General features: G+C 68.5%; 18 protein-coding genes, 1 pseudogene and 1 riboswitch. Of the genes and pseudogenes, 10 read left to right on the forward strand and 9 right to left on the reverse strand.

The features are described 5' to 3' along the window. Nucleotides 1–44: 44 nt before the first annotated feature. Nucleotides 45–320: a DUF2530 domain-containing protein gene (locus tag A5773_RS15130; protein WP_067791489.1), complete on the forward strand. Its 276-nt coding sequence runs from the start codon at nucleotides 45–47 to the stop codon at nucleotides 318–320. Between the two features lie 32 nt (nucleotides 321–352). Next, entirely contained in the window at nucleotides 353–808 is a 456-nt protein-coding gene (locus A5773_RS15135) for an SRPBCC family protein (protein WP_067791432.1), read from the forward strand. Between the two features lie 257 nt (nucleotides 809–1,065). On the opposite strand, the pseudogene A5773_RS15140 reads toward A5773_RS15135, so the two are convergent. Continuing rightward, nucleotides 1,066–1,848: pseudogene (locus A5773_RS15140) on the reverse strand (DUF3027 domain-containing protein); the annotation flags it as partial. Nucleotides 1,849–1,978: 130 nt separating this feature from the next. Here A5773_RS15140 and A5773_RS15145 point away from each other — a divergent pair. Further along, nucleotides 1,979–3,628, forward strand: coding sequence for an MFS transporter (locus tag A5773_RS15145; RefSeq protein ID WP_156659773.1), 1,650 nt, complete (start codon nucleotides 1,979–1,981; stop codon nucleotides 3,626–3,628). Next, complete coding sequence (locus A5773_RS15150; protein ID WP_082948247.1) at nucleotides 3,625–4,113, forward strand: DUF2771 domain-containing protein; 489 nt, start codon at nucleotides 3,625–3,627, stop codon at nucleotides 4,111–4,113. Before A5773_RS15145 ends, A5773_RS15150 begins: the two co-directional genes overlap by 4 nt. A 25-nt stretch (nucleotides 4,114–4,138) precedes the next feature. Here A5773_RS15150 and A5773_RS15155 read toward each other — a convergent pair whose 3' ends face one another. The 3 genes from A5773_RS15155 to A5773_RS15165 form a co-directional block, all read right to left on the reverse strand. Further along, nucleotides 4,139–5,143: a glutathione S-transferase family protein gene (locus A5773_RS15155; RefSeq protein WP_067791436.1), complete on the reverse strand. Its 1,005-nt coding sequence runs from the start codon at nucleotides 5,141–5,143 to the stop codon at nucleotides 4,139–4,141. A gap of 27 nt (nucleotides 5,144–5,170) precedes the next feature. Beyond that, nucleotides 5,171–7,099, reverse strand: a complete 1,929-nt coding sequence (locus A5773_RS15160) for an acyl-CoA dehydrogenase family protein (protein WP_067791438.1) — start codon at nucleotides 7,097–7,099, stop codon at nucleotides 5,171–5,173. A 111-nt stretch (nucleotides 7,100–7,210) separates the two neighbouring features. Next, nucleotides 7,211–7,624, reverse strand: coding sequence for a cold-shock protein (locus A5773_RS15165; RefSeq protein ID WP_066957608.1), 414 nt, complete (start codon nucleotides 7,622–7,624; stop codon nucleotides 7,211–7,213). 163 nt (nucleotides 7,625–7,787) lie between these two features. On the opposite strand from A5773_RS15165, the gene A5773_RS15170 reads away from it, so the two are divergent. The 4 genes from A5773_RS15170 to A5773_RS15185 all read left to right on the forward strand — a co-directional run bounded on the left by A5773_RS15170 (nucleotide 7,788) and on the right by A5773_RS15185 (nucleotide 10,830). Further along, nucleotides 7,788–8,192: a YccF domain-containing protein gene (locus A5773_RS15170; protein ID WP_066957610.1), complete on the forward strand. Its 405-nt coding sequence runs from the start codon at nucleotides 7,788–7,790 to the stop codon at nucleotides 8,190–8,192. Then, the gene (moaA, locus tag A5773_RS15175) at nucleotides 8,189–9,265 is read left to right on the forward strand and encodes a GTP 3',8-cyclase MoaA (protein ID WP_066957612.1); all 1,077 of its coding nucleotides are present in this window, start codon (nucleotides 8,189–8,191) and stop codon (nucleotides 9,263–9,265) included. Before A5773_RS15170 ends, moaA begins: the two co-directional genes overlap by 4 nt. A gap of 4 nt (nucleotides 9,266–9,269) precedes the next feature. Beyond that, nucleotides 9,270–9,548, forward strand: coding sequence for a MoaD/ThiS family protein (locus A5773_RS15180; RefSeq protein WP_067265491.1), 279 nt, complete (start codon nucleotides 9,270–9,272; stop codon nucleotides 9,546–9,548). Between the two features lie 209 nt (nucleotides 9,549–9,757). Beyond that, nucleotides 9,758–9,984, forward strand: a riboswitch (cyclic di-AMP (ydaO/yuaA leader). 12 nt (nucleotides 9,985–9,996) lie between these two features. Continuing rightward, nucleotides 9,997–10,830: a transglycosylase family protein gene (locus A5773_RS15185; protein WP_067265495.1), complete on the forward strand. Its 834-nt coding sequence runs from the start codon at nucleotides 9,997–9,999 to the stop codon at nucleotides 10,828–10,830. A gap of 77 nt (nucleotides 10,831–10,907) precedes the next feature. On the opposite strand, the gene A5773_RS15190 is transcribed toward A5773_RS15185, so the two are convergent. Genes A5773_RS15190 through A5773_RS15205 form a run of 4 tightly spaced genes read right to left on the reverse strand, consistent with a single transcriptional unit; the run spans nucleotide 10,908 to nucleotide 12,548 of the window. Beyond that, entirely contained in the window at nucleotides 10,908–11,333 is a 426-nt protein-coding gene (locus tag A5773_RS15190) for a molybdenum cofactor biosynthesis protein MoaE (protein ID WP_067265497.1), read from the reverse strand. Beyond that, nucleotides 11,330–11,812: a molybdenum cofactor biosynthesis protein B gene (locus A5773_RS15195; protein ID WP_067791491.1), complete on the reverse strand. Its 483-nt coding sequence runs from the start codon at nucleotides 11,810–11,812 to the stop codon at nucleotides 11,330–11,332. The genes A5773_RS15190 and A5773_RS15195 overlap by 4 nt, the downstream gene beginning before the upstream one ends. After that, a complete protein-coding gene (gene moaC / locus A5773_RS15200) occupies nucleotides 11,812–12,339 on the reverse strand; it encodes a cyclic pyranopterin monophosphate synthase MoaC (protein ID WP_082948248.1) in 528 nt (175 codons plus the stop codon). Before moaC ends, A5773_RS15195 begins: the two co-directional genes overlap by 1 nt. A gap of 8 nt (nucleotides 12,340–12,347) precedes the next feature. After that, a complete protein-coding gene (locus A5773_RS15205) occupies nucleotides 12,348–12,548 on the reverse strand; it encodes a hypothetical protein (RefSeq protein ID WP_156744849.1) in 201 nt (66 codons plus the stop codon). A 108-nt stretch (nucleotides 12,549–12,656) separates the two neighbouring features. On the opposite strand from A5773_RS15205, the gene A5773_RS15210 reads away from it, so the two are divergent. Both A5773_RS15210 and A5773_RS15215 read left to right on the forward strand, forming a co-directional pair. Continuing rightward, nucleotides 12,657–14,915: a helicase-associated domain-containing protein gene (locus tag A5773_RS15210; protein WP_067791440.1), complete on the forward strand. Its 2,259-nt coding sequence runs from the start codon at nucleotides 12,657–12,659 to the stop codon at nucleotides 14,913–14,915. A gap of 34 nt (nucleotides 14,916–14,949) precedes the next feature. Continuing rightward, on the forward strand, nucleotides 14,950–16,599 hold the full coding sequence (locus A5773_RS15215) for a DNA repair helicase XPB (protein WP_066957626.1): 1,650 nt from the start codon (nucleotides 14,950–14,952) through the stop codon (nucleotides 16,597–16,599). 50 nt (nucleotides 16,600–16,649) lie between these two features. On the opposite strand, the gene A5773_RS15220 is transcribed toward A5773_RS15215, so the two are convergent. Then, nucleotides 16,650–17,795: a thiolase family protein gene (locus A5773_RS15220; protein ID WP_066957628.1), complete on the reverse strand. Its 1,146-nt coding sequence runs from the start codon at nucleotides 17,793–17,795 to the stop codon at nucleotides 16,650–16,652. Nucleotides 17,796–17,805 lie beyond the last annotated feature (10 nt).

Raw genomic sequence — 17,805 nt, forward strand, 5'->3', positions numbered from 1 at the left:
TGCGGTGGTACCGGCGGACCGCACCGGCGGCTATGTTAATCGCGATGTCTGTCGAACCCGGCCAGCACCGCGAGGCGCCGCCGCTGCCGCCCGCGCTCCTCAACGCCTGGCCGTTCGTCGCATTCGGCGCGCTCGGCTGGCTGGTCGCGGCGGCCGCCGCGTTTCTGGTGCCCGCCCTGCAGAGCTGGCGCCCCCTGACACTGGCCGGGCTCGGCGTCGGAGTGCTCGGCACGAGCATCTTCGTGTTGCAACTCGCCGCGGCCCGCCGCGGCGCACGGGGCGCACAAGACGGACTCGAAAACTATTTCGATCACGGCTAGATTTCGCGACCAGCACGGACCCGGGAGGATCGATGGTAGCCCCACTACTGCAAGCGCAAATCGATATTGACGCACCGGTTTCCACGGTGTGGGGGCTGATTTCCGATCTGCGGCGGATGCCGGAGTGGAGCCCCCAGTGCCGTTGGATGAAGACCTTCGGTCCGCTGCGCCAGGGCATGCGCAGCCTCAACATCAATCGCCGTAACCGCATGTACTGGCCGACCACTTGCACGGTCGTCGAGGTCGTCCCTGAGACCAAGCTTGCGTTCCGGGTCAACGCCAACCACACGATCTGGAGCTACGAGCTCCAACCCACCGGCGAGGGCACCCGGGTGATCGAAAGCCGTCACGCCGAGAACGGCGTGACCGCAATTTCCAATCTGACGGTGAATGCGCTGCTCGGCGGGACCACCAACTTCGAACGCGAATTGGTCGACGGGATGAACACCTCGTTGGCCAAGATCAAGGCCGCCGCCGAAAAGGGCTAGTCCGCCTCGGGCTGCGACTCCCTCTCGAGCTGCAACTCCGCCTCGGGCTGCTGCGACTGCGTCGCCTCGGGCTGCGACTCCGCTGTGTCGGCGCCGGACTCGGCCGCCTCGGGTGCCGCCTCCTCGGGAGCTGACGCCGACACTTCGACATCCGCGCCGCCGTCCGGCTGGGCCTCCGGGGTGTGGGATTCCGCCACCTGGGTCGGCGACTCCGTGGGCTCCGGCTGTACCTCGGATGCCTCTGCCGGCTCGGACGGCTCGGACGGCGCTTCGACGACGTCGAGCACGCCGTCGTCGTATGGCTCGTACGCGGGCGAACCCGTACCGGCCGGAGCAGGCGTATCCGAATGCGCGCCGCAACCGTACTGCTTGTCGACGATCTGCCCGTCGGCCGACAATTCGTTGCCGCACACGCCGAACATCGCGCCGAGCGATCCCGCCAGCGGCAGGAAAAAGCCGCAGTCGCGGCACACCCGCTTGGTGGACCGCGCCATCGGTGAGTCGGGCCCGTGGTCGCCGGTGTGCCACCGTTCGGCCGCCTCCGCGCGGCCAAGGACGCTCATCACCCAGCGCCGGCCCAGCCCGATCTCGGCGGCGGTCTCGTCGACCTGCGCGTCACCGCTGGCCGTGTAGCCGGGCACCAGCCGCGGATCGTCGGCCGCGGGTGCCAGCAGGTCACCGGGGCTCAGGTCCCCCGGGCGCACCCGCTGATCCCACGGAACCCACCGCGGCGCCAGCAGCGCCGTCGGACCCGGGATCAGCACCACCTCGCTGACGGTGGCGTGGTCGGCACCGGGATGTGCGGCGACGACGACAGCCCATTGCCAGCCCTGATAACCGGGTAGATGCGCCAGGAACCGGTGGGTCGCGGCCGCCGGATCCTCGTAACTGACGCCCAGGTAATCGCCGACCGCCTCCGCCCCGCTGAACTCCACGACGGCGGCCCTGGCCTGGTCCACCGCGCCCGTGAGCACGGCCGCCAGCCCCTCGTGCCACTCGGCCACGGTAGCCACGGCGGATTCCTCGATGGACCCGGTCACGCTGTCCCCTTCCTGCATTGCGTCTCCAATACTAGGTTGGCGTGCCACGCCCCGTTACCTGCAGACGCATGTCGTCGGCATAGGGGAGAATCGGAACGTGTCTGGACGGCGGCGTGACGATCCGGGCCGCGTGGCCCCCACTCCCGGCCGCCGGCCCCGCAATGGGGCTTCCAATCAGCACCCGGGCATGGCCAATTACCCCGCGGATGACGCCGGCCATCGCCGAGCGCATCGCCCGCCGCCGATGCCGAGCGCCAATCGCTACCTTCCGCCCATCGGGCAACCCCCGGAACCGGATCGAAGCGATAGCGCACCACCACGTGCCGCCGCCGGCGAGCGGGTCACCGTCACCCGCGCCGCGGCGCAGCGAAGCCGCGAGATGGGTTCGCGGATGTATTGGATGGTGCAGCGTGCCGCCACGGCCGACGGCGCCGACAAATCCGGCCTGACCGCGCTCACCTGGCCGGTGGTCGCCAACTTCGCGGTGGACGCCGCGATGGCGGTGGCGCTGGCCAACACGTTGTTCTTCGCCGCGGCCACCGGAGAAAGCAAGGGCCGGGTCGCGTTGTATCTGCTGATCACCATCGCGCCGTTCGCGGTCATCGCGCCGCTGATCGGCCCGGCGCTGGACCGGCTGCAGCACGGTCGGCGGGTCGCGCTCGCCGGATCGTTCGTTTTGCGGACAGCCTTGGCGCTGGTGCTGATCATGAACTACGACGGCGCCAGCGGGAGCTACCCGTCGTGGGTGCTCTACCCGTGCGCGCTGGCCATGATGGTGTTCTCCAAGTCGTTCAGCGTGCTGCGCAGCGCCGTCACGCCGCGGGTCATGCCGCCGACCATCGACCTGGTGCGGGTCAACTCGCGGCTGACGGTGTTCGGTCTGCTGGGCGGCACCATCGCCGGCGGGGCCATCGCGGCCGGCGTCGAGTTCGTCTGCACCCACCTGTTCAAACTGCCCGGCGCGCTGTTCGTCGTCATCGCGGTCACCATCGCCGGGGCGGCGCTGTCGATGCGCATCCCGCGCTGGGTCGAGGTGACGGCGGGCGAGGTGCCGGCCACCTTGAGCTACCGCCAGGACAGCGAACCGCAGCGACGGACCTGGCCCGAGGAAGTCAAGAGGGTCGGCGGAACGCTGCGACAACCGCTGGGCCGCAACATCATTACCTCGTTATGGGGCAACTGCACCATCAAGGTCATGGTCGGCTTCCTGTTCTTGTACCCGGCGTTCGTCGCCAAAGCGCACCAAGCCAGCGGCTGGGTTCAGCTGGGCATGCTGGGCATGATCGGGGCAGCGGCCGGCATCGGCAACTTCGCCGGAAACTTCGCCGCCGCACGCCTGCAGTTGGGCCGGCCGGCCGTGCTGGTGGTCCGCTGCACGCTGGCGGTCTCGGCAGTCGCGCTGGCGGCGTCGGTGGCGGGCACCCTGGCGGCCGCCGTCATCGCCACCCTGGTCACGTCGGGCTCCAGCGCCATCGCGAAGGCCTCGCTGGACGCCTCGCTGCAAAACGACCTGCCCGAGGAATCGCGGGCCTCGGGATTCGGGCGATCGGAGTCGACGCTGCAGCTGGCCTGGGTGCTGGGTGGCGCCGTGGGCGTCTTGGTCTACACGGAGCTGTGGGTTGGCTTCACCGCGGTCACTGCGATACTCATCCTGGGGTTGGCGCAGACGCTGGTCAGCTTCCAAGGGAATTCACTCATTCCGGGCCTCGGAGGTAATAGGCCGGTCATGGTCGAGCAAGAGGGCGTGCGCCGCGGCAGCCCGGCGGTGGTGCCTGAGTGAAACGCGGCGTGGCCGTGCTGCTCGCCGGCCTGATGACTCTGTTGTGCGTGGCCGTCGGGGTCGGCACCTGGTTGTTGGCGCGCCCGTCCGGTCCGCAGCGCCCGGAGATCAGCGCGTATTCACACGGCCACCTCGCGCGGGTGGGGCCCTACCTGTACTGCAGCGTGCTCAACCTCGACCAATGCGACACGCCGCAAGCCCAGGGCGAACTGAAGGTCAGTGAGCGCTACCCGGTTCAGCTCTCGGTGCCCGACGCGATCTATCGGGCGCCCTGGCGATTGCTGCAGGTGTACGAGGACCCAACCAACACCACCAGCACCATCTTTCGGCCGAACACCCGCTTCGCGGTCACCATCCCCCCGGTCGACCCGCATCGCGGGCGGCTGGTCGGAATAGTCGTGCAGTTGCTGACGCTCGTGGTGGACCCGGCCGGTGAGCTGCGGGACGTCCCGCACGCGGAATGGTCAGTGCGCCTAAACTATTGAGCGCCGACGCCGGGCGCCAGCCCGGTCAGGCGCCATGCCCGGCGGGCACCCGCTCCCCTTCGACCGGCGGACCGGGAGGCGCCCCCTCCCCGAAAGGCTTGCCGCCCAATACCTCTCGACCATGCGGCGACAGCCAGCCCGTCAGGTCCGGCCCCTTTGGCACGATGCCGGTGGGGTTGATGTCGGCGTGCACGATGTAGTAGTGCTGCTTGATCTGAACGAAATCGATGGTGTCGCCGAACCCAGGCGTCTGGAACAGGTCGCGCGCATACGCCCACAGCACCGGCATCTCGCTCAGTTTGCTTCGGTTGCACTTGAAGTGCCCGTGGTAGACCGGGTCGAAGCGGGCGAGCGTGGTGAACAGCCGCACGTCGGCTTCGGTTATGTTGTCGCCCACCAGATATCGCTGATCGGCCAGGCGGTCGCTGACCCAATCCAACGCGGCGAACAGCCGATCGTACGCCGCGTCATAGGCCTTTTGTGAGCCGGCGAAGCCGCATCGATACACGCCGTTGTTGATCTCGGTGTAGACCCGCTTGTTCACCTCGTCGATCTCGGCGCGCAGCCGCTCGGGGTACAGCTCGGGCGCACCGTCGCGGTGGTAGGCGGTCCATTCCGTCGAGAAATCCACCGTCATCTGCGCGAAATCATTCGTGACGACCGCGCCGGACGGGACGTCGACGATCGCGGGGACCGTGATGCCTTTCGGGTAGTCGGGGAAGCGCTTGAAATAGGCGTCCTGTAGCCGCGGGATCTTCAGCACGGGGTCGACGCCCCCGGGATCGAGATCGAACGTCCAACTGCGTTCGTCGTGGGTCGGGCCGCAAAAACCAATGGAGAGAACGCTTTCCAGCCCCAGCAACCGCCGGACAATGATGGCGCGGTTGGCCCACGGACACGCGCGGGCGACGATGAGCCGGTACCTACCGGGCTCCACCGGGTAACCGTCGCGCCCGTCGGCCGTGACGCGGGTGGTGATGTAGTTGGTGTCGCGGTTGAAGTCACCTTTTCCGGCAACGTAGGCGGCCATGTCTCCCTTGTTTCGTTCGAATGTCGGCTAGGAACCCAGAATTCGCCGAGCCAGGTTCGTCTCGGTTGATGCGCCCTGCTCCCAGTGGGCGATCCACGGGCCGGTTCCCTCGGACTGGTCGATGATGCCGTCCTCGAGCCAGGTGAAACGGCTCCGAACCACGTCGCGGGTCAGCCGGACATCGCAGTCGTCGGTATTGGTCCACAACGCGTCGAACAGCGCCTCGACCCGCAGGGCGGCCTGCCGGCAAAACGTATCGGCCAGCTCGTAGGCCTGTTGACCGACCGCCGTGTCCACGGCGCGTTGGGCCTCGGCCCGCACACAGGCCGCGGACATCGCGAACAGCTCCGCACCGATGTCGACGATGCGCCCGAGGAATCCCTGACCCTGCTCCAGTTTGGCCTGCCAGCGCGCCATCCCATAGAAGGTGTTGCGGGCCAGCTTGCGGCTGGAGCGTTCGACGAACCGCAGGTGCGACGCCAGCGGTCCGAATTCGCTGTAAGCCGTGGGTCGCTGTCCTTCCCCAAAAACGAGCTGGGGCAACCACTTTGCGTAGAATCCGCTGGCACCGACCGCCGCCGCGGCCTTCTGGCGCAAACCAGCGTCAGGCTTCGCGAGGTCGCCGGCCGCCGACAGGTGGGCATCGACCGCCTCCCGGGCGATGAGCAGCCTCATGATCTCGCTGGATCCTTCGAAGATGCGATTGATCCGCAAGTCCCGCGATACCTGTTCGACCGGCACCGCGCGTTCGCCGCGCGCGGCCAGGGACTCCGCCGTCTCATAGCCGCGACCACCGCGGATCTGCATGACCTCGTCGGCGATGATGCACGCCATCTCGCTGGACCACAGCTTGGCCAAGGCCGCCTCGATCCTGATGTCGTTGCGCCCTTCGTCGGCCATCTGCCCGGAGAGCTCGAGCACCGCGTCGAGCGCATAGTTGGTCGCGGCGATGAACGAGATCTTGTGGGCCACCGCTTCGTGCTCGGCCAGCGGCTTGCCCCATTGCACGCGCTCGCCTGCCCACTCGCGCGCCACCTTCAGACCCCACTTAGCCGAACCCGTCGCGATCGCGGGAATCGACAGCCGCCCGGCGTTGAGCGTGGTCAGCGCGATCTTCAATCCGTCGCCCTCGCGGCCGATCAGGTTTTCACTCGGCACCCGAACGCGGTGCAGCCTGGTCACCCCATTCTCGATGCCGCGCAACCCCATGAATTTGTTGCGCCGCTCCACGGTGATCCCGGGTGAATCGGCCTCGACAACGAAAGCGCTGATGCCACCGCGGTGCCCGTCGCTGCGGGGCACCCGGGCCATCACGACCAGCAGTTCGGCGACCACACCGTTGGTGGTCCACAATTTCACGCCGTCGAGCTCGTAGGCGGACCCGTCTTCGACGGGTGTTGCTGTTGAGGCCAGTCGGGCCGGATCGGAGCCCACGTCCGGTTCGGTCAGCAGAAACGCCGATACGGCGCCGGCGGCACACCGGGGCAAGAACTTCTTCTTCTGCTCCGGGGTTCCGGCGAGTTTGAGCGGCTCCGGCACGCCGATCGACTGATGGGCCGACAACAGCGCACCGAGGCTGGGATGAACGGAGGAAACCATCATCAGCGCCCGGTTGTAGGCCACTTGTGACATGTTCAGGCCGCCGTATTCCGACGGGATTTTCATGCCGAAACAGCCCAGCTCGGCTAGACCCTTCACGTACTCGTCGGGAATTTGCGCGTCGCGTTCGATGACGCTGCCGTCAACGCTGCGAAGGAAGTCGCGCAACTTGTCGAGAAACGCGCAGGTGCGCGCCTCGTCGGCGTCCGATGGTTTGGGAAAAGGGTGGATGAGCTCCAACGGAAAACGGCCGAGAAACAGCTCTTTTGCGAAAGATGGTTTATCCCAACCGGTTTCGCGAGACTCCTCGGCCAGCGCCCTGGCTTGCTCCTCGGTGACTTGCGCTTGCTGTGCCATCGCAGCCTCCTTGCTCGACAACCGCGGCGAGGTGGGAGTACCCCGTGACCGGCACTTCCTCACCCCGTCCACGCAAGCGGGTAGCGCTCGGGCGCGCGGCGGCGACCGAAGCTAGGCGTCGAGCTCCCGGGCGACCGCTCGCACCACCTCGGAAACCCGTCGGGCCGTCTTGCGGTCCGGGTAGCGACCCTTGCGCAACTCGGGCTGCACGGCGCCCTCCAGCAGCGTGATCATGTCCTCGACCATGCCGTGCAGCTCGTCCGGGCTGTGTTTGTGCTCGGCGGGCACATCACGGCGACCCTGGGCCTTGGTGAGGCTGGGCGGCGGCTCAATCAGCTTGAGGCTCAGCGCCTGAGGCCCGCGCCGCCCGGATGCGATGCCGAACTCCACGCGTTGGCCCGCTTTGAGCCCCTCGACCCCAGCGGGCAACGCCGACGAGCGGACGTACACGTCTTCGCCGTCCTCTTGCGACAGGAACCCGAACCCCTTGTCGGCGTCGTACCACTTAACCTTGCCGGTCGGCACTGGTCTCACCTGCTTGTCTAACGGATCAATAGAATGGCCAACACAATAAGCGTCCCGCCTGCGCAGGACGCCGTTTGGTCTGTAGATCCTACTCGGGTGCTTGCCTCGCGAGCACCCCCGTTATTGCCTACTCGGTACGCTGGGCATTACCGGTGGAGGAGATATGCGCCTGATCCTGAACATCATCTGGCTCGTGTTCGGCGGCCTGTGGATGGCCGCCGGATACGTGGTTGCGGCGCTCGTCAGCTTTCTGCTGATCATCACCATCCCGTTCGGCTTCGCGTCGCTGCGCATCGCCTCGTACGCGTTGTGGCCGTTCGGCCGCACGATCGTCGACAAACCGACTGCTGGAACGGGGGCCCTCATCGGCAACGTCATCTGGGTGCTGTTGTTCGGCCTATGGCTGGCGATCGGTCACCTGGTCAGCGCGCTGGCGATGGCGGTCACCATCGTCGGCATCCCGCTCGCGTTGGCCAACCTCAAACTGATCCCGGTTTCATTGATGCCCCTGGGCAAGCAGATAGTCCCGGTCACTTCGCCGTCGCACTACCCGGGGGTGGTCGCATGACGGCGACCGCGTTGGGTGTGCCGTCGGTGCCGGGCCGCACCGCGGGGAACGCGCCGGACGCGCCGACCGCGGGCCCATTGGTGGACACCTACGGGCGCGTCGCCACCGACCTGCGCGTCTCGCTGACCGACCGCTGCAACCTGCGTTGCACGTACTGCATGCCGGCCGAGGGCTTGAACTGGCTGCCAGGCGACCACCTGCTCCGCCCCGATGAGCTGGCGCGGCTGATGCACATCGCCGTCACCCGCTTGGGTGTGACCAGCGTGCGGTTCACCGGCGGCGAGCCACTGTTGGTGCGGCACCTCGAAGAGGTGGTCGCGGCGGCGGCCGGCCTGCGACCGCGCCCCGAGATTTCACTGACCACCAACGGCGTGGGACTGGCGCGGCGGGCCGCCGCGCTCGCCAGGGCAGGCCTGAATCGCGTCAACGTCTCGATGGACACTGTGGACCCCGAACATTTCGCGGCGATCACCCGACGGGACCGGCTCGACGAGGTGCTCGCCGGCCTGACCGCCGCCCATGACGCGGGCTTGACGCCGGTCAAGGTGAACGCCGTGCTCGACCCCGTCACCGGTCGCGAGGACGTCGTCGCGCTGCTGCGGTTCTGCCTCGATTACGGCTACCAATTACGGGTCATCGAGCAGATGCCGCTGGATGCCGGCCACCAGTGGCGCCGGGGCGCGGCGCTGAGCGCCGACGATGTGCTCGACGCGCTGCGCCCGCACTTTCGGCTCCGTCCGGACCCGGCGCCGCGCGGCTCGGCACCCGCCGAGCTGTGGCTGGTCGACACCGGCCCGGGCACGCCGAGCGGGAAGTTTGGTGTCATCGCGTCGGTTTCCCATGCGTTCTGCTCGGCGTGTGATCGCACCCGTCTCACGGCCGATGGCCAGGTTCGCAGCTGCTTGTTCTCGGCCGTGGAAACCGATCTGCGAACCCTGCTGCGCAGCGGTGCGTCCGACGACGCGATCGAGACCGCGTGGCGCGTCGCGATGTGGGGCAAGCCGGCCGGTCACGGCATCAACGACCCGAACTTCATCCAGCCCGACCGTCCGATGAGCGCGATCGGTGGCTAGCCCGATGGGTCAGGCCGCCGTCCAGCAAGACGGGATTCAGGTGACCGTGCGCTATTTCGCGGCCGCGCGGGCGGCCGCTGGGGCCGAGTCGGAGACGCTGGTGGTGCGGCCGGGAACGACGGTGGCCGAGCTGGTTGGGCGCCTCGCCGTGCAGGGCTCTCGCCTCGCCGACGTGTTGAGCAGATGCTCCTACCTGTGCGACGGGGTCGCGGTCCGCGACGAGACCGCAACGTTACGCGCCGGCAACACGATCGACGTTCTACCGCCCTTCGCCGGCGGCTAAAACTGTGAAATGCGTCACGTAACGGAATGATAACGGCGCAATCACGCTCCGATATCGGGCGTGGTGACCTGCGTGGATACCGCGCGTTCCTCGGGTTTTCGCACATGGCCGAGAGGGAAACGCCGGGTGCCGCAGAACGTGACGGGACCAACAGAAACCGCTACGTTTCTCCGAAGGCTCGCCAAGACAACCGAATTGGCGGACCTCCCCTCCCTATCGCGCCGAGCTCCATCCAATAGGCGGGGGCCCACCGACCTACGTGGATGGAGACGGGGGACCCACCGGTCCACCGTGATCGGACCGGGGCCGTATACGGCCCCTTGGGGTGAAGCCGACGTCGTTTCGCAGTGGATACGCACTGAGTTCGATGACGGCCGGGTGGCCTCTCCAACCCGAACCCGACAGCTGACCTCGCAGGCGCGTGACACGAGAGGATCCTTCACGGCCTATGAGTGGACGTCACCGTAAGCCCAGCACGTCAAACATCAGCGTCGCCAAGATCGCCGTCACCGGCGCGGTCCTCGGTGGCGGCAGCATCGCCCTGGCCGGCCAGGCGGCCGCGGCCACCGACGGCGAATGGGACCAGGTAGCCCGTTGTGAGTCGGGCGGCAACTGGGGAATCAACACCGGCAACGGCTACCACGGTGGCGTGCAGTTCAGCTCGAGCACCTGGGCCGCGCACGGCGGCGGCCAGTACGCCCCGTCGGCCGAATTGGCCACCAAGGACCAGCAAATCGCCGTCGCCGAGCGCGTGCTGGCCACTCAGGGCCGTGGCGCGTGGCCCGTGTGCGGCGGCCCGCTGTCGGGCCCGACGCCGCGCGAGGCTCCGGCGCCCGCCGCTCTGGACGCGCCCGGACTCAACGGCCAGCCGGCACCGCTGGCTCCCGCGCCCGCCGATGCGCCTCCGCCAGACGCCCCGCCGCCCCCCGCGCCGGTGCAGCTGACGGGATTCGACCAGGCGGCGCCTCCGGCGGACCTGCCGCCCGCACCCCCGGCCGACGTCCCGCCCGCGCCTCCGGCGGACCTGCCGCCCGCACCCCCGGCCGACGCCATGCCGCCGGCGCCTCCCGCCGACGTGCCGCCCGCACCTCCTGCGGACCTGCCGCCCGCGCCTCCTGCGGACGCGCCCGTCGTCGACAACGACTTCCGCGGTTTCGTGCCGGCCGACATGCCGCAGCAGGTTTCCACGGTGGGCTACACGAAGCAGCTGTGGGACGCCATTCGGGCACAGGACATTCAGGGCAACGACGCGCTGGACGCGATCGCGCAGCCGTCCGCCTGAGCTCCGCCCGTCAGACTGCCCGGCACGCCTCGAACGTTCCCGCTTCGGGGCGTGCCGGCATTCCAATCGCTACGGCGTTACGCCGAGCCGACCCACTCTTCGGTTCCGTCGTCGAAGAACTGGTGCTTCCACACCGGTAGCCGCGCCTTGATGGTGTCGACCAGAAGCGCGCAGGTGGCGAAGGCCTCCTGACGATGGTCGGCAGCGACCGCGGCCACCAGCGCCGCCTCCCCGATGTGCAGCACCCCGGTCCGGTGGCTCGCCGCCACGGCGCGCACCCCGCTCGACTGTTCGGCGACATCGGCCACTACCTCCGCCATGACCTGTTCGGCCGACGGATGCGCGGAGTACTCCAGCCGCACCACCCGCCGGCCGCCGTCGTGATCGCGAATCATGCCGACGAAGCCGACGATGGCGCCGGCCGACTGGTGGCCTACGAGCTCTTCGTGCTCGGCCAGCACGATCGGATGATCGGTCATGGCCGCGCGGACGACGAGCGTCATCGCTGGTGGTCTCCGCCGGCGAGCTGATCGAGCGCATGATCGATCACATCGGCGAGCACGCCCAGGCCGTCGCGCACGCCGCCGGGCGAACCCGGCAGGTTGACGATCAGGGTCTTACCCGCCACGCCACACACACCGCGTGACAGCACCGAGGTCGGCACCTTCGGCAGGCCGGACCGGCGGATGGCGTCGGCCAGCCCCGGGATCATGTAGTCCAGCACCGCCACCGTCTGGTCGGGCGTGCTGTCGCTGGGCGAGATGCCGGTGCCCCCGGACGTGATGATGACGTCGACCCCGTCGTCGACTGCCTTGCGCAGGGCCGCGCCGACCGGTTCGCCATCGGCGACCACCTCCGGCTCGGCGCACGAAAATCCGCGCTGTCCAAGCCATTCGGCGATGATCGGCCCGCACCGATCGTCGTACACCCCGGCCGACGCGCGGGTCGAGGCAATGATGACGCGGGCGGATTGGGCGCTCATCACCGCACCCACGTTCCGGTTTTGCCGCCTTCCTTGCGCAGCACCCGAATGTCATCGAGGCGCGCGGCGGGGTCGACCGCTTTGATCATGTCGTAGAGCGTCAGACCGGCCACACTCACGGCGGTCAGCGCCTCCATCTCGACACCCGTGCGGTCGGTGCTACGCACCGTCGCGGTGATCTCGATGTCGGACTCCCCCACGGTGAAGTCGACGTCGACGCCGGTGAGCGCCAACTGGTGGCAGAGCGGGATCAGGTCACTGGTGCGCTTGGCCGCCAGAATGCCCGCCACCCGGGCCGTCGCCAACGCGTCGCCCTTGGGCAGGCCCCCGGCCGAGATCAGCTCCACCACGTGCGGGGACGTATGCAAGGATCCCGCGGCGACGGCGGTTCGCTTGGTGGCTCCCTTGCCGCTGACATCGACCATGTGCGCCGCCCCACGATCGTCCAGATGTGACAGCGCGCCCGAGGGGGATTCTTCCGACGCCCAGGTCGCCGCGGGCTTGGCGGCCTCAGAGGCCCTAGCCATCCTGGCGCCTACCGGTTAACGACGGTGACCGGGTGCAGGTAGGGCAGGTCAGTGGAGGGCAGCGGAAACACCAGCTCGCCGAAGGGCGACAACGCACCCGTCCGGTCGGTCGCGAGTTCGCTCACCGCGTGGTCGTCGTGGTCCGTCGTCGGCCAGCCGTTGTCGACATACCTGGTCTTGCGCGCTTTACCCTCAGCAGTGTCAGCCACGCCGTCCATTCTGACAGGTCGCTCTCGCGCGTGTCCCGCAAGACCGCCAGTTCGACCGCTCATTCGTTGCCTGCTGGCGACCCGCCGACTGTTTTACGCTGGTCAGCAATGACCGACAACACCCCGGATATCCCGCTGGGGTCGTGGTTGGCCGACTTGCCCGACGAGCGGCTGATCCGACTGCTAGAGCTGCGGCCGGACCTCGCCCAGCCCCCGCCCGGCAGCATCGCCGCGCTCGCGGCGCGCGCTCAGGCACGCCAGTCGGTGAAGGCCGCCACCGACGACCTCGATTACCTGCGGCTGGCGGTGCTCGACGCGCTGTTGGTGCTGCAGGCCGATGCCGCGCCGGTGCCGACGCCGAAACTGCTGGCGCTGATCGGTGAGCGTGCCCCCGAAGCCGACGTGGTCGGGGCGTTGGACGATCTCCGGGAGCGCGCCCTGGTCTGGGGCGACGCCGCGCTCCGCGTGGCCCCCGACGCCGGCACGGCCCTGCCGTGGCACCCGGGACAGGTCACCCTCGAGGACGCCTCGCGAAGCGGCGAGGAGATCGCCAACCTCATCGACGGCCTGAGCCAGGCCCAGCTCGACGTGCTTAAAAAGCTTCTCGAGGGTTCCCCGATGGGCCGCACCCGTGACGCCGCGCCCGGCGCACCCGCGGACCGCCCGGTGCCCCAGCTGCTGGCGATGGGGCTGCTGCGACGCATCGACGCCGAGACGGTGATCTTGCCCCGCCACGTCGGGCAGGTGCTGCGCGGCGAACAGCCCGGTCCCATGCGGCTGACGGCGCCCGATCCGGTGAGGTCGACGACCACCACCGACGACGTTGACGCGGCGGCGGCCGGGGCCACCATCGATCTGCTGCGAGAACTCGACGTGCTGCTCGGAACGCTCGCCGCCACACCGATTTCCGAGCTGCGCAGCGGTGGGCTGGGAATTCGTGAGGTCAAACGGCTCAGCAAGGTGACCGGCATCGACGAGTCGCGGCTGGGCCTGATTCTCGAGGTGGCGGCCGCGGCAGGCTTGATCGCCAGCGGGATGCCCGATCCGGAACCGGCGACGGGTGACGGACCGTACTGGGCACCGACGGTGGCCGTCGACCGGTTCGCCGCGCTGTCCACCGCCGAGCGCTGGCAGTTGCTGGCCACTAGCTGGCTGGACCTGCCCAGCCGGCCGGCTCTGATCGGAACCCGGGGACCCGACGCCAAACCCTATGGCGCGCTCACGGATGCGCTGTACTCGACGGCGGCGCCGCTGGATCGCCGGCTGTTGCTGAGCACGCTGGCCCAGTTGCCGCCGGGCGCCGGTGTCAGCGCGGTCGAAGCGTCGGCGGCACTCATCTGGCGGCGCCCCCGCTGGGCGAAGCGGCTGCAGCCCGGGCCGGTGGGTGATCTGCTGGCCGAGAGCCACGCGCTGGGCCTGGTGGGGCGGGGGGCGCTGAGCACCCCCGGCCGCGCCCTGCTGGACGAGGGCGCCGACTCCCAGGCCGCTATCGACGCCATGGCGCGGGCCCTGCCCCGACCGATCGATTATTTCCTGGTCCAAGCCGACCTGACCGTGGTGGTGCCGGGGCCACTGCAGCGCGACCTCGCCGAGCAGCTGGCCGCGGTGGCCACCGTCGAGTCGGCCGGTACCGCGATGGTGTACCGCGTCAGCGAGCAGACGATCCGGCACGCGCTTGACGTCGGGAAGACCCGCGACTGGATGCATGCCCTGTTCGCCAAGCACTCCAAAACACCTGTCCCACAGGGCCTTACTTACCTCATCGACGATGTCGCACGCCGGCATGGCCAGCTGCGGATCGGCATGGCGGCCACGTTTGTGCGGTGCGAGGACCCGGTGCTGCTAGCCCAGGCCGTTTCCGCGCCCGCCACCGAAGGGGTGCAACTGCGTGCCCTGGCCCCGACGGTCGCGGTGTCCCCCGCGCCGATCAGCGAGGTGCTCGTCGCGCTGCGTGCGGCGGGCTTCGCGCCGGCGGCCGAGGACTCCACCGGCGCCATCGTCGACGTCCGTCCCCGGGGCGCCCGGGTGGCCACCCCGCAACAGCGGCGGCCCTACCGACCGATGCCGCGGCCCAACAGCGAGAGCCTGAACGCGGTGGTGGCGGTGCTGCGGAAGGTGACCGCCGCGCCGTTCGGCAACAATCGCGCCGACCCGGCGGTCACCATGGCGTTGTTGCAGCGCGCGGCCAGGGAACAAGACACCTTGGTGATCGGTTATTTGGATGCCGCGGGTGTCGCCACTCAGCGGGTTGTGTCGCCGATCACCGTTAGGGGCGGTCAGCTGACGGCCTTCGACTCGGCGTCGGGGCGACTGCGCGACTTTGCCATCCACCGCATCACGTCGGTGGTGTCGGCCGACGGCCGATAATGGATCACCCGAGAAATGAAAAGGAGCCGCGCCATTGACTGACGGGCCGTTGATTGTGCAGTCCGATAAGACGGTGCTGCTCGAGGTCGACCACGAGCAGGCCGGTGCGGCGCGCGCCGCCATCGCGCCGTTCGCGGAGCTGGAGCGCGCGCCCGAGCACGTGCACACCTACCGCATCACACCGTTGGCGCTGTGGAACGCACGCGCCGCCGGCCACGACGCCGAACAGGTCGTCGACGCGCTGGTCAGCTTCTCGCGCTACGCGGTGCCCCAGCCGCTGCTGGTCGACATCGTCGACACCATGGCCCGCTACGGCCGGCTGCAATTGGTCAAACACCCGGCGCACGGCCTGACGCTGCTGAGCCTGGACCGGGCCGTGCTCGAGGAAGTGCTGCGCAACAAGAAGATCGCACCCATGCTCGGCGCCCGGATCGACGATGACACCGTCGTCGTTCACCCCAGCGAGCGTGGCCGCGTCAAGCAGATGCTGCTCAAGATCGGTTGGCCCGCAGAGGATCTCGCGGGCTACGTCGACGGCGAGGCGCACGCGATCAGCCTGGCGCAGGAGGGCTGGCACCTGCGTGACTACCAGCAAATGGCCACCGATTCGTTCTGGTCCGGCGGGTCCGGCGTGGTGGTCCTTCCGTGCGGGGCCGGCAAGACGCTGGTTGGCGCGGCCGCGATGGCGAAAGCCAGCGCGACGACCCTGATCCTGGTCACCAACATCGTCGCGGCGCGGCAGTGGAAGCGCGAACTGGTAGCGCGCACCTCACTGACCGAGGACGAGGTCGGCGAATATTCGGGAGAACGCAAGGAGATTCGGCCCGTCACCATCTCGACGTATCAAATGATCACCCGCCGCACCAAGGGCGAGTACCGGCATCTGGAACTCTTCGACAGCCGCGACTGGGGGCTGATCATCTACGACGAGGTCCACCTGCTGCCGGCGCCGGTGTTCCGGATGACCGCCGACCTGCAGTCCAAGCGCCGCCTCGGGCTGACCGCCACACTGGTCCGGGAAGACGGCCGCGAGGGCGACGTGTTCTCGCTGATCGGCCCCAAGCGCTATGACGCGCCGTGGAAGGACATCGAGGCCCAGGGTTGGATCGCCCCGGCCGAGTGCGTCGAGGTGCGCGTCACCATGACCGACAACGAGCGCATGATCTATGCCACGTCGGAACCCGAAGAGCGATACAAGGTTTGCTCAACCGCGCATTCGAAAATCGCCGTGGTGAAGTCGATCCTGGACAAGCATCCCGGCGAGCAGACGCTGGTGATCGGCGCCTACCTCGACCAGCTCGACGAGCTAGGCGCCGAGCTGAACGCCCCGGTGATCCAAGGGTCCACCCGAACCAAGGAACGCGAAGAGCTGTTCGACGCGTTCCGCCGCGGTGAGGTGTCGACGCTGGTGGTGTCCAAGGTCGCCAACTTCTCCATCGATTTGCCGGAAGCCTCTGTGGCGGTGCAGGTTTCGGGTACGTTCGGCTCACGCCAAGAGGAAGCGCAGCGGCTAGGGCGGCTGCTGCGACCCAAGGCCGACGGTGGTGGCGCCATCTTCTACTCCGTGGTGGCGCGCGACAGCCTGGACGCCGAGTACGCGGCGCACCGGCAGCGTTTCCTGGCCGAGCAGGGCTACGGCTACATCATCCGGGACGCCGACGACCTTCTGGGCCCAGCGATTTAGGCCCGGCGAGCTGAACTCGCCCCGCTTGCTGCGTCTGCGCCCGCCAGCTACTAGAGCGACAAGATGGTCGCCGAGGCGGTTCCGGGCGCGCCGTAGACCTGGGCCAGGCCGACGCGCGGGCTGCCGGGCACCTGGCGCTCGCCCGCCTCACCGCGCAGCTGGCGCACCAGTTCGTGCATCTGCCGCAGCCCCGACGCGCCGATCGGCTCGCCGTTCGCGATCAACCCCCCGTCGGTGTTGACCGGCATCGAGCCGTGGATCTCGGTGGCGCCGTCGGCCAGCAGCTTCTCCTGCTCGCCGTCGGCGCAGAGGCCCGTCTCGGCCATATGGATGACCTCGTTGCCGGCGTCAGTGTCCTGGAGCTGGGCGACGTCGACGTCCTCGGGGCCGATGCCGGCCGCCTCGTAGGCCGCGTTGGCCGCGTAGACGGTCGGGGAGACGTCCTCGTCGAGCGGCGCGAAGGTGGCATGTACTTCATAGGCACCGTAGCGGCGGGTGCGGATCTCGCAGGCTCGCACGTACACCGGCTTGTCGGTGAACTTGTGCGCCATGTCGGCGCGGCACATGATCACCGCCGCGGCCCCCTCGTCGGGCGCACAGAACATGTATTGGGTCAAGGGGTAGTTGAGCACGGCCGAATTGAGAATCTCTTCCTCGGCAATCGGCTTGCGCCGGAACGCATTCGGGTTCAGCGCACCGTTGCGAAAGTTCTTTGCCGCCACCTTCGCCAGGGTGGCCTGCGAAATGTTGTGGTCGTGCAGGTACTTGTTGGCCTTCATCCCGAAGAACTTGGTGGTGACGAACTGCCCGTTCTGGGCGTACCACTGCGGCAGCGCCAGCTTGGCGGGGTCGTCGGTGAACGCGCCGCGCGGGTGCTTGTCCAGCCCGATGGCGATGCCGATGTCGTACTTGCCCAGCCGGATGGTGTCGGCGGTCTGCTGGATGGCGCTGGCCGCGGTGGCGCACGCGTTGAACACGTTGGTGAACGTGATGCCGGTGAGACCGACCAGGCGAGTCACCGCGTCGGGGTTGGACACCTCGTGGCTGCCGCCGAAACCGAACTGGATGTCCTTCCAGTCCACGCCGGCGTCGCTCAGCGCCGACTGAATCGCCTCGGCGCCCATCTGCATCGCGGTCTTGTCGAACCTGCCGAACGGATGCAGGCCCACGCCGATGATGGCGACATCGTTGGTCATCTCAACCTTC

It is taken from the genome of Mycobacterium sp. 852014-52450_SCH5900713, from assembly GCF_001667075.1.
GTDB lineage: Bacteria > Actinomycetota > Actinomycetes > Mycobacteriales > Mycobacteriaceae > Mycobacterium.